Source organism: Comamonadaceae bacterium OTU4NAUVB1 (assembly GCA_024372625.1).
In the GTDB taxonomy this organism is placed as follows: domain Bacteria; phylum Pseudomonadota; class Gammaproteobacteria; order Burkholderiales; family Burkholderiaceae_C; genus Variovorax.
Window position 1 is genome coordinate 1,305,005 of the sequence record CP099605.1, and the last position, 10,754, is coordinate 1,315,758.

Sequence of the window (10,754 nt, forward strand, 5' to 3'; positions counted from 1 at the left end):
ACGCACCATGGCTGCACACGCGGACGCCTGCCTCTACCCGGCGATCGAGCCCTACGAGCGCGGATCGCTGGACGTCGGCGACGGCCACACGGTGCATTACGAGCGCATCGGCACGCCGGGTGGCCGACCGGCCGTGTTCCTGCACGGCGGCCCCGGCGGGGGCATCTCGCCCGCGCACCGGCGACTGTTCGATCCGGCGCGCTACGACGTGCTGCTGTTCGACCAGCGCGGCTGCGGGCATTCCACGCCCCATGCCGGGCTCGACGCCGGCCTCGTGGCCAACACCACGTGGCACCTGGTCGCGGACATCGAACGCCTGCGTCGCCATGTCGGGGTGGCGCGATGGCTGGTGCTGGGCGGCTCGTGGGGCTCGACCCTGGCGCTGGCCTATGCGCAGACGCACCCGGAGCGGGTCGACGCGCTGATCCTGCGCGGTGTCTACACCCTGACCCGGGCCGAACTCGACTGGTACTACCGCTTCGGCGTGTCCGAGATGTTTCCGGAGAAATGGGAGCGTTTCCAGGCGCCCGTTCCCGTGGAGGAGCGCGGCGACATGATCGCCGCCTACCGCCGGCTGCTCCATGGCGACGACGCCGCCCGGCGCATCGAGGCGGCCCGGGCCTGGAGCCTGTGGGAGGGCGAGACCATCACGCTGCTGCCCGATGCGGCGTTCTCCGCGTCGCACGCCGAGGACCGCTTCGCCCTGGCGTTCGCGCGCCTGGAGAACCACTATTTCACCCATGCGGCCTGGCTGGAGGAAGGCCAGCTGCTGCGCGACGCCCACCGGCTGCACGGCATTCCCGGGGTGATCGTGCACGGCCGCTACGACATGCCGTGTCCGGCGCGTCATGCCCACGCGCTCCACCGGGCCTGGCCGGAGGCGGCGTTCCATCTCGTGGAGGGCGCCGGCCACGCGTGGTCGGAACCCGGCATCGTCGAGCGCCTGGTGGCGGCGACCGACCGGTTCGCGCGCCAGGACCCGACCTAGGCCGCGCGCTCAGGGCGTCGCGCGCCGGGGCACCGGGTAGCGTTTGCCGTCGAAGCGCAGCGTGATCGAGCGGAAGGTCGCCGGCTGCTCGCGCGTCACGCATTCCTCGCCCTGCAGGCTCGAGCGGCTGCGCGACGCGGTCTGAGACAGCAGGAGGTCGGCGCGGCCGTTGCTCGCGCCGCGCGCGACCGACACGCTGCCGCGCACGGCCTGGAAGTCGCCGCTGCACTGGCTGTCCCAGACGCCGCGCTCCAGCGTCACCTCCAGGTCGTCGAGCACCTTGTCGAGCTGCGTGCCCTGCGCCTGCGGCACGTACAGCGCGAGGCGCTCGCTCTCGTAGGGATCGGCGCGCGTCGTGCCGCGCACCACCGTGCGCACGCCGAAGGCCCGGGCGTCCGGCGCGAGCACGTAGCGGGCGGTGTCGACCTTGAGCGTCGCGACGGTGCGGTCGTCCTCCACCACCAGCGCGCGTGGCTCGAACAGGCGCCCGACGATGCGCGCGCGCTCGGTGTTGCCGTTGTCGGCCTGCTGCACCACCAGCACGTCGAGGTCGTACTCGGTGACGTCCGGATCGGTGGCGGGCCGCAGCAGGGGCAGCAGCACGATGAAGCGGCCGAGCATGCCGCGCCAGGGCTCGCAGACCGCCCGCTCGTGGTCGAGCGTGCGCTGCGGATGCAGCTTGCCGTGCATGCGCTCGGCCAGGCCGGTGTCGCAGGCTGCGTGGCCGAGGCCGCAGGTGCCCGCCAGCAGGGCCGCCGCGAGGCGCGCGCGCAGCAGCGTCATCCGATCGGTCCGCCGAGCCAGCGCGCGGCGGCCGCGCGCAGGGTCGCGGGATCGCCCGTGCCCGTCAGACGCACGGTGCCGGCATGCGCGGAGATGCCCACGCCCACGCCCACGCCCACGCCAGCGCCAGCGCCCGGGTCCATGGCGTCGCCGTCGTCCTCGCCCGCCACCGGCGCCAGGGTGCCGGCCGCCGCGAGCAGGCGGCGCGTCTGCAGCGCGACCGGCACGCCGGTCTCGATGAAGCGCACGTCCGCGCCGGTGTGCCGGCGCAGCACGTCGGCCGCGAAGGGATAGTGCGTGCAGCCCAGCACCAGCGTGTCGATCTCGCCCGGCGCGGTGCCGAAGCGGCCGGCCTGGGCGACGTAGCGCGCGCACAGCGCTGCGACCGGCCCGGGCTCGCCGGCCTCGATGGCGCTGGCCAGCCCGTCGCAGGCCACGACGCTGAAATCCGCCTGCGCGGCGAACGCGTCGCGCAGCAGCGCGAACTTGCGGCTGGTCACCGTGCCGCGCGTGGCCAGCACCGCGATGCGTCCGGTGCGCGAGGCCGCCACGGCGGGCTTGAGCGCCGGCTCGACGCCGACGAGCGGGAACCCGGGCAGCTCGGCGCGCAACACGTGGATGGCCGCGGCGGTGGCGGTGTTGCACGCCACCACCAGCGCCTTGATGCGCTCCTGCTCGATCAGGCCGGTCGCGACGGCGCGCGTGCGTTGCACCACGTACGCCTCGCTGCGCTCGCCGTAGGGCGCGTGGCCGGTGTCGGCGAAGTAGACGAAGTCCTCGCGCGGCAGTTCGGCGCGCAGCGCGGCGAGCACGCTCAGCCCGCCGATGCCGCTGTCGAAGACGCCGATGGGGCGTTTCCCCTCAGGGCTCAAGCCGTCTCCAGCACGATGGTCTTGAGTTCGCCCGAGGCGATGCGGCGCTGCCACTCGGCCGGGCCGGTGATGTGCACGCTGGTGCCGCCGGCGTCCACCGCCACGGTCACGGGCATGTCGACGACGTCGAACTCGTAGATCGCCTCCATGCCCAGGTCGGCGAAACCGACCACCCGGGCCGTCTTGATGGCCTTGCTCACCAGGTAGGCGGCGCCGCCCACGGCCATCAGGTAGGCGCTCTGATGCTTCTTGATGGCCTCGATGGCGACCGGGCCGCGCTCGGCCTTGCCGATCATGGCGATCAGGCCGGTCTCGGCCAGCATCATCTCGGTGAAGCCGTCCATGCGGGTGGCGGTGGTCGGGCCGGCCGGACCGACGGCCTCGCCCTGGACCGGGTCGACCGGGCCCACGTAGTAGATGACGCGGTTGGTGAAGTCCACCGGCAGCGGCTCGCCGCGCTCCAGCATGCCGGCGATGCGCTTGTGCGCGGCGTCGCGGCCGGTGAGCATCCTGCCGTTGAGCAGCAGCGTGTCGCCGGGCTTCCAGCTGGCGACCTCAGCCGGGGTCAGGGTGTCGAGGTCGACCTTCTTGCTCTTGTTGTAGTCGGGCGCCCAGTCGACGTCGGGCCACAGGTCGAGCGACGGCGGCGTGAGGTAGACCGCGCCGCTGCCGTCCATGGTGAAGTGCGCGTGGCGGGTGGCCGCGCAGTTGGGGATCATGGCCACGGGCTTGCTCGCCGCATGCGTCGGGTACATCTGGATCTTCACGTCCAGCACGGTGGACAGGCCGCCCAGGCCCTGCGCGCCGATGCCCAGGGCGTTGACCTTCTCGTAGAGCTCGATGCGCAGCGCCTCGACGTTGGTCAGCTCGGCGCCGGAGGCCTTCTTGGCCTGCAGCTCGTGCATGTCCAGGTCGTCCATCAGGCTCTCCTTGGCCATCAGCGCCGCCTTCTCGGCCGTGCCGCCGATGCCGATGCCCAGCATGCCCGGCGGGCACCAGCCCGCGCCCATCGTCGGCACGGTCTTGAGCACCCAGTCGACGACGCTGTCGCCCGGGTTGAGCATGGCGAGCTTGCTCTTGTTCTCGCTGCCGCCGCCCTTGGCCGCGACGGTCACTTCCAGCTTGTCGCCGGGCACGAGCTCCGTGAAGATCACCGCCGGCGTGTTGTCGCCGGTGTTCTTGCGGGCGAACTGCGGGTCGGCCACGACCGAGGCGCGCAGCGTGTTGTCCGGGTGGTTGTAGGCGCGGCGCACGCCCTCGTTGATGGCGTCGTCCAGGCTGCCGGTGAAGCCGCCCCAGCGCACGTCCATGCCCACCTTCAGGAACACGTTGACGATGCCGGTGTCCTGGCAGATCGGGCGCTGGCCGGTCGCGCTCATCTTGCTGTTGGTGAGGATCTGCGCGATGGCGTCCCTGGCCGCCGGGCTCTGCTCGCGCTCGTAGGCGCGCGCGAGGTGGGCGATGTAGTCGGCCGGGTGGTAGTAGCTGATGTACTGGAGGGCCGCGGCGATCGATTCGATCAGGTCGGCCTGCTGGATCGTGGTGGTCATGGGACGTCGTTCGTGGGGTTGGAAGCGCCTCGCAAATGCGAGTCGTTCTTGTCCTGGCTATGCTGTCAGGCTTCACGTGCCCGGGCTTCGTTGCCGGCACGCCCCCCATTTTGACAGCGGAGCTTTTCCAGATGACACAAAGCGGCAACATTCGCGTCGAGCGCGACACCTTCGGCCCCATCGACGTCCCGGCCGACAAGCTGTGGGGCGCGCAGACGCAGCGTTCGCTGCAGAACTTCGACATCTCCGGCGAGCAGCAGCCGCGCGAGATCATCAAGGCCCTGGCGCAGGTCAAGCGCGCCTCGGCGGTCGTGAATCACGCGCTGGGCCTGCAGGACGAGCAGAAGACGCAGGCCATCGTGGCGGCGGCCGACGAGGTCATCGCCGGCCGGCATCCGGACGAATTCCCGCTCGTGGTCTGGCAGACCGGCTCGGGCACGCAGACCAACATGAACGTCAACGAGGTGCTGGCCAACCGCGCGAGCGAACTGCTCGGCGGCGAGCGCGGCGAATCGCGGCGCGTGCACCCGAACGACGACGTCAACCGCAGCCAGTCGAGCAATGACGTGTTCCCCACCGCCATGCACGTGGCCGCGGTCGAGGCCCTCACGCACCGCCTGCTGCCCGCGCTGGCGCTGCTGCGCGGCACGCTGGCGCAGAAGTCCGCCGACTTCATGGACATCGTGAAGATCGGCCGCACCCACCTGCAGGACGCGACCCCGCTGACGCTGGGGCAGGAGTTCTCCGGCTACGTGGCGCAGCTCGCGCACGGCGAGGCGCACGTGCGCGCGGCGTTGCCGCACCTGGGCGAGCTGGCGCTGGGTGGCACCGCCGTGGGCACCGGCCTTAACGCGCCCAAGGGCTATGCCGAGCAGGTCGCGGCCGAACTCGCGACCCTGACCGGCCTGCCGTTCGTCACCGCGCCCAACAAGTTCGAGGCGATGGCCTCGGTCGACGCGCTGGTGCACGCGCACGGCGCGCTCAAGACGCTGGCCGCCAGCCTGATGAAGATCGCCAACGACGTGCGCTGGCTCGCCAGCGGCCCGCGCAGCGGCATCGGCGAACTCAGCATCCCGGAGAACGAACCGGGCTCGTCGATCATGCCGGGCAAGGTCAACCCGACGCAGAGCGAGGCGGTCACGATGCTGGCCGCGCAGGTCTTCGGCAACGACGTCGCCATCAACTTCGGCGGCGCCTCGGGCAACTTCGAGCTCAACGTATTCCGCCCGATGGTGGCGCACAACTTCCTGCAGAGCGTGCGCCTGCTGGCCGACGGCATGCGCAGCTTCAACGACCACTGCGCGGTCGGCATCAAGCCCAACCGCGAGCGCATCACCGAACTGGTCGACCGCTCGCTGATGCTGGTGACCGCGCTCAACACCCACATCGGCTACGACAAGTCCGCCGCCATCGCCAAGAAGGCGCACAAGGAAGGCACCAGCCTGCGCGAGGCGGCCGTGGCCTCGGGCCACCTCACGGGCGAACAGTTCGACCAGTGGGTGGTGCCCGGCAACATGACCGGACGCTGAGGGGGGGACGCCGGGCCGGGTCCCGTCCGGGCCCGGCACGGCACCGGCGTGGCTCAGTGCTCGCCGGGCGCGCGCGACATCAGCCGGTCGGTGTAGGCGATGGCCATCGCCGACATCAGGAACGTGATGTGGATCACCGTCTGGGCGATCAGCACGCGGTCGGTGTAGTTGTCGGCGTTGATGAAGGTCTTGAGCAGGTGGATCGAGCTGATGCCGATGATGGCGGTGGCCAGCTTGACCTTCAGCACCGAGGCGTTCACGTGGCTGAGCCATTCGGGCTGGTCGCGGTGGCCCTGCAGGTCCATGCGGCTGACGAAGGTCTCGTAGCCGCCCACGATCACCATGATGAGCAGGTTGGAGATCATCACCACGTCGATGAGCGCCAGCACCACCAGCATGATCACCGTCTCGTTGAGCGAGGTGATGGGCGCGCTGGCGGCGGTCTTGTAGCCGATGCTGTTGACCAGCGCCTTGAGCGCCGTCTCGCTGCCGAAGGCCGCCTCCACCAGGTGCAGCAGCTCGACCAGGAAGTGCACCACGTACACGCCCTGGGCCACGATCAGGCCCAGGTAGAGCGGCAACTGCAGCCAGCGGCTGGCGAAGATCAGCTTGGGCAGCGGGCGCAGGGGCGACGTGCGCAGGGCGAGGGGCGGCGCGGCGGCCGGGTCGGAGGCATCGGAGGGGTGGAGGGGGTCTGGGCGGGCCATGGTGTCGAAGTGGGTGCGCGAAGGCGCGGCGCGGGATTCTAGGTGGCGCGCGCCGGACCGGGCCACGCCATGTCCTCACGGGTCGCCGTGCGAAAGCCCGGCGCGGCGACCCGGGCACGGCCGCCGCGCGCATGCCGGGGAGGGGGCTGTCCGACAGCCACGGCCATGTCCGTGAGCTAGAACCTTCGTATCAAAGTCGAACGAGGAGGTTCACATGGGTCTGATCACGGGTGGGTTGCTGGTGGTGGTGGTGCTGATCGCGGGGCTGGCCGCGCTGAACTGGGGGCTGCTGGTGGCCCCGACGCTGATGTCGCTGGGCTTCATGCAGACCAGCGCGCCGTTCGGGCTGATCATGCTGGCGCTGACGGTGCTGCTGGGCGTGCTGCTGGTGGCCTACGTGGTGTACCTGCAGAGCTCGGTGCTGCTGGAGGCGCGTCGCCACAACCGCGAGATGCAGACCCAGCGCGACCTCGCCGACAAGGCCGAGGCCTCGCGCTTCACGGAACTGCGCAACTTCCTCGAAGCCCAGGCCACCACGCGATCGACGCAGGACGGCGAGCGTCACGCCGCCCTGCTGGCGCGTGCCCAGCAGACCGAGAACTCGCTCGCCGCGCACATCGGCCAGCTCGAGGACCGGCTGGAGCGGCGACCGGCGGGCTCCTCGCACACGGATTTCGCGCCGGCGGCGGTGCCCCCGCGCTTCTGAGCCGGACGTCGCTCACTGCGGCGTGGCGAGCACCCAGGTGGCCAGCGTGCGGGCCTCGGCCTCGCTGACCTGGTTGTTCGCCGGCATCGGCACCGGACCCCAGGCGCCGGCGCCGCCCTTGCGGATCTTGGCGGCCAGCAGCTCGGTCGCCGCGGCATTGCCCTTGTAGCGCGCGGCGACGTCCTTGAAGGCGGGTCCGAGCACCTTGCGCTCGACGGCGTGGCAGCTCATGCAGTTCTTCGAGCGGGCGAGCGCGAGGTCGGCCCGGACGGGTGCCGACGCGGACAGCACGCAGGCGACGAGGACGAGCGCTTTTTTGATGGACATGGGTTGGATGTTGGATGGGTCGTGCGAGGGTCGCGATGACCCGGGTGGCGATCGCGGGCGCGAAGCGGACCGCGTTCTCGTCGCCGGATCATTGTAGGGAGCGCGTCCGAGCCGGCCGACGGCGCCGGCGGCGTGTGGACGACCCTGCGGTGGCGGGGTCGGGGCGGCCTGTGCGACGATCCGGCGCAACACCCCCGGAGAAAATCTATGTGGTTCCTGGCCCTCGGCCTGATCGGTGTCGCACTGAAGTATTTCGAGGTCGGTCCGGTCGGACAGCTCTCGTGGTGGCTCGTCCTGGTCCCGTTCGGCCTCGCCGCGCTGTGGTGGGCCTATGCCGATGCCTCGGGCTACACCAAGCGCCGCGTCGTCGAGCGCGAGGTGGCGCGCAAGCAGGCGCGCCTGGACCGCCAGCGCGCCGACCTGGGGCTGTTCGATCCCCGGGCGCCGCGCTCGGACCGCCAGCGCCGCAAATAGCCGCGGCCGGCGGGCCGGCGGCCGCGCCGCGACTCAGTAGTTGTCCAGCACCGCGCCCGTGCTGGCGCTCGAGGCGTTGAAGGCGAACTTGGCCTGCACGCCGCGCGTGTAGCGCGGCGCCGGTGGCGTCCAGCCCTCGCGGCGTTGCGCGAGTTCGGCCTCGCTCACGTTGAGTTCGAGCTTGAGTTCGTGGGCGTCGATGGTGATCGAGTCGCCTTCGCGGACGAAGGCGATGGTGCCGCCGGCGGCCGCTTCCGGCGCGACGTGGCCCACCACCATGCCCCAGGTGCCGCCGGAGAAGCGGCCGTCGGTGATCAGGCCGACGCTCTCGCCCAGGCCGGCGCCGATCAGCGCGCCCGTGGGCGCCAGCATCTCGGGCATGCCCGGTCCGCCCTTGGGGCCGAGGTAGCGCAGCACCATCACGTCGCCCGCCACGATCCGGCCGGCCAGGATGGCCGCGAGGGCCGACTGCTCGTCGTCGAAGACGCGCGCCGGGCCGGTGATGACCGGGTTCTTCAGGCCGGTGATCTTGGCGACCGCGCCTTCGGGCGACAGGTTGCCCTTGAGGATGGCGAGGTGGCCCTCCGCGTACATCGGTTCGCCGATCGGGCGGATCACGTCCTGGTCGGCGCGCGGCACGTCGGGCACGTCGGCCAGCACCTCGGCGATCGTCTGTCCGCTGATGGTGATGCAGTCGCCGTGGAGCAGGCCGGCGTTGAGCAGCACCTTCATGACCTGCGGGATGCCGCCGGCCTGGTGCAGGTCGACCGCGAGGTACTTGCCCGAAGGCTTGAGGTCGCACAGCACCGGCACCTGCTTGCGCATGCGTTCGAAGTCGTCGATGGTCCACTCGACGCCGGCCGCGTGGGCGATGGCCAGGAAGTGCAGCACGGCGTTGGTCGAGCCGCCGGTGGCCATGATCACCGCCACGGCGTTCTCGATCGACTTGCGCGTCACGATGTCGCGCGGCTTCAGGTCCCTCTTGATCGCCTCGATCAGCACCTTGGCCGACTCCTTGGCCGAGTTGGCCTTCTCGTCGTGCGGATTGGCCATGGTGGAGGAGTAGGGCAGCGAGATGCCCAGCGCCTCGAAGGCCGAGCTCATCGTGTTGGCCGTGTACATGCCGCCGCACGAGCCCGTGCCGGGGATGGCGCGCTTCTCGATCTGCAGCAGGTCCTCGTCGCTCATGTTGCCCGCGGCGTTCTGGCCCACGGCCTCGAAGACGCTCACGATGTTCAGGTCCTGGCCCTTGTAGCGGCCCGGCAGGATGGTGCCGCCGTAGACGTAGATCGCCGGCACGTTGGCGCGCAGCATGCCCATGAGGCCGCCGGGCATGTTCTTGTCGCAGCCGCCCACCACCAGCACGCCGTCCATCCATTGCCCGCCGACGCAGGTCTCGATGCAGTCGGAGATGACCTCGCGGCTGACCAGCGAGTACTTCATGCCCTCGGTGCCCATGGCCATGCCGTCGGAGATCGTCGGCGTGCCGAAGACCTGGGCGTTGCCGCCGGCCTCCTCGATGCCGGCGATGGCCGCGTCGGCGAGCTTCTGCAGGCCGGAGTTGCACGGCGTGATGGTGCTGTGGCCGTTGGCCACGCCGACCATCGGCTTCTTGAAGTCGCCTTCCTCGTAGCCCATCGCGTAGTACATGGAGCGGTTGGGCGCGCGCGACTTGCCTTCAACGATGTTGGCGCTGCGGCGGTTGATCTGGAGGGTCTTGGTGTCCATGGCGTGGGGATCTGGTTGGAATCGGGGGTCGCCAGTATCGGACTTCCGACTGATTCGTTCCAATCCGTTCTCGGGGTCGGATTGATATGCTGGCCGTATGAAGGACGTTCCGATCGATCTCCGGGCCTGGCGCCAGTTCGTCGCCGTCGCCGAGGAACTGCACTTCGGCCGCGCCGCGCGCCGCCTGCACCTGACGCAGCCGCCGGTGACGCAGGCCATCGCGCAACTCGAGCGCGCGCTGGGCGTGCGCCTGTTCGACCGCACGCAGCGCCGCGTGGCGCTCACCGCCGCCGGCGATGCGCTGCTGGGCGACGTGCGCGACCTGCTCGCGCGTGCGCAGGCGCTGCCGGCACGCGCGCGCGCGGCGGCGGCGGGGGAGGTCGGGCGCGTGCGGCTGGCCTTCGTCTCGACCATCGGCTTCGAGCACCTGCCGCTGTGGGTGCGCGACTTCCGCGCGCTGTGCCCGCAGGTGGCGCTGGAACTGGTCGAGGCGACCGGCGACGTGCAGCGCGAGGCGCTCGCGCGCGGCGAGATCGACGCCGGCCTGATGCTGCATTCCCCGGGCTTCGCGCCGCCCGGGCTCGACCGCCTGCCGGTGGCCGTCGAGCCGCTGGTGCTGGCGCTGCCCGAGGCGCATCCGCTGGCCGCCGCCGCGCGGCCGGCGCTCGCCGACGTGCTGGCCGAGCCGCTGGTGATCTTTCCGCGCCGCATCGTGCCGTCGCTGCACGACGCCATCCACGCGCTCTACCATGCCGCCGGCCGCGTGCCGGCGGTGGCGCAGGAGGCCATCCAGATGCAGACCATCGTCAACCTGGTGTGGGGCGGCGTCGGCGTGGCCTGGGTGCCGGAGAGCGTGACGCGCTTCCGCCGCGAGGGAGTGGTCTACCGGCGGGCGGAGGCGCTCGGCGACGCCGCCCCGGACTCCGGGCGGCGGCCCCGTGCCGGGTCCGCCGTCGCGCTGCCCGAATGCGAGACCAGCCTGGTCTGGCCGGCGGACCTCGACCACCCGGCGCTGGCGCGGTTCGTCCGCTTCGTGCGGGACCGCGATGGCGCCACGCCGCCGCCCTGACGCCGGTTCGACACGGGCCCA

At 71.2% G+C, this 10,754-nt stretch carries 11 protein-coding genes; 5 read left to right on the plus strand and 6 right to left on the minus strand.

Features of this window, described 5'->3' with window-relative positions; translation table 11 throughout:
• Positions 1-7: 7 nt before the first annotated feature.
• On the plus strand, positions 8-988 hold the full coding sequence (gene pip, locus NF681_09495; GenBank protein ID UST55378.1) for a prolyl aminopeptidase: 981 nt from the start codon (positions 8-10) through the stop codon (positions 986-988).
• A 9-nt stretch (positions 989-997) separates the two neighbouring features.
• On the opposite strand, the gene NF681_09500 is transcribed toward pip, so the two are convergent.
• From NF681_09500 to NF681_09510, 3 genes are read right to left on the minus strand one after another with little or no spacing between them, the layout of a single operon-like run.
• Positions 998-1,771, minus strand: a complete 774-nt coding sequence (locus tag NF681_09500; protein UST55379.1) for a hypothetical protein — start codon at positions 1,769-1,771, stop codon at positions 998-1,000.
• The gene (gene murI, locus NF681_09505; GenBank protein ID UST55380.1) at positions 1,768-2,643 is read right to left on the minus strand and encodes a glutamate racemase; all 876 of its coding nucleotides are present in this window, start codon (positions 2,641-2,643) and stop codon (positions 1,768-1,770) included. Before murI ends, NF681_09500 begins: the two co-directional genes overlap by 4 nt.
• The gene (locus NF681_09510) at positions 2,640-4,193 is read right to left on the minus strand and encodes a fumarate hydratase (GenBank protein UST55381.1); all 1,554 of its coding nucleotides are present in this window, start codon (positions 4,191-4,193) and stop codon (positions 2,640-2,642) included. Before NF681_09510 ends, murI begins: the two co-directional genes overlap by 4 nt.
• Before the next feature lie 131 nt (positions 4,194-4,324).
• Here NF681_09510 and fumC point away from each other — a divergent pair, with 131 nt between their 5' ends.
• Positions 4,325-5,722, plus strand: coding sequence for a class II fumarate hydratase (gene fumC, locus NF681_09515; protein ID UST55382.1), 1,398 nt, complete (start codon positions 4,325-4,327; stop codon positions 5,720-5,722).
• A 53-nt stretch (positions 5,723-5,775) separates the two neighbouring features.
• Here the strand turns inward: fumC and NF681_09520 are convergent, their stop codons facing one another.
• Positions 5,776-6,429 carry a TIGR00645 family protein gene (locus tag NF681_09520; GenBank protein ID UST55383.1) on the minus strand — a complete coding sequence of 218 codons (654 nt, stop codon included), beginning with the start codon at positions 6,427-6,429 and terminating at the stop codon, positions 5,776-5,778.
• Between the two features lie 214 nt (positions 6,430-6,643).
• Between NF681_09520 and NF681_09525 the strand changes: the two genes are divergently transcribed.
• On the plus strand, positions 6,644-7,135 hold the full coding sequence (locus tag NF681_09525; protein UST55384.1) for a LapA family protein: 492 nt from the start codon (positions 6,644-6,646) through the stop codon (positions 7,133-7,135).
• Positions 7,136-7,147: 12 nt separating this feature from the next.
• On the opposite strand, the gene NF681_09530 is transcribed toward NF681_09525, so the two are convergent.
• Positions 7,148-7,462, minus strand: a complete 315-nt coding sequence (locus NF681_09530; protein ID UST55385.1) for a c-type cytochrome — start codon at positions 7,460-7,462, stop codon at positions 7,148-7,150.
• 207 nt (positions 7,463-7,669) lie between these two features.
• Between NF681_09530 and NF681_09535 the strand changes: the two genes are divergently transcribed.
• Positions 7,670-7,936 carry a TIGR04438 family Trp-rich protein gene (locus tag NF681_09535; GenBank protein UST55386.1) on the plus strand — a complete coding sequence of 89 codons (267 nt, stop codon included), beginning with the start codon at positions 7,670-7,672 and terminating at the stop codon, positions 7,934-7,936.
• Positions 7,937-7,969: 33 nt separating this feature from the next.
• Here NF681_09535 and ilvD read toward each other — a convergent pair whose 3' ends face one another.
• Positions 7,970-9,664, minus strand: coding sequence for a dihydroxy-acid dehydratase (gene ilvD, locus NF681_09540; protein UST55387.1), 1,695 nt, complete (start codon positions 9,662-9,664; stop codon positions 7,970-7,972).
• Between the two features lie 97 nt (positions 9,665-9,761).
• Here ilvD and NF681_09545 point away from each other — a divergent pair, with 97 nt between their 5' ends.
• The gene (locus NF681_09545) at positions 9,762-10,733 is read left to right on the plus strand and encodes a LysR family transcriptional regulator (protein ID UST55388.1); all 972 of its coding nucleotides are present in this window, start codon (positions 9,762-9,764) and stop codon (positions 10,731-10,733) included.
• Positions 10,734-10,754 lie beyond the last annotated feature (21 nt).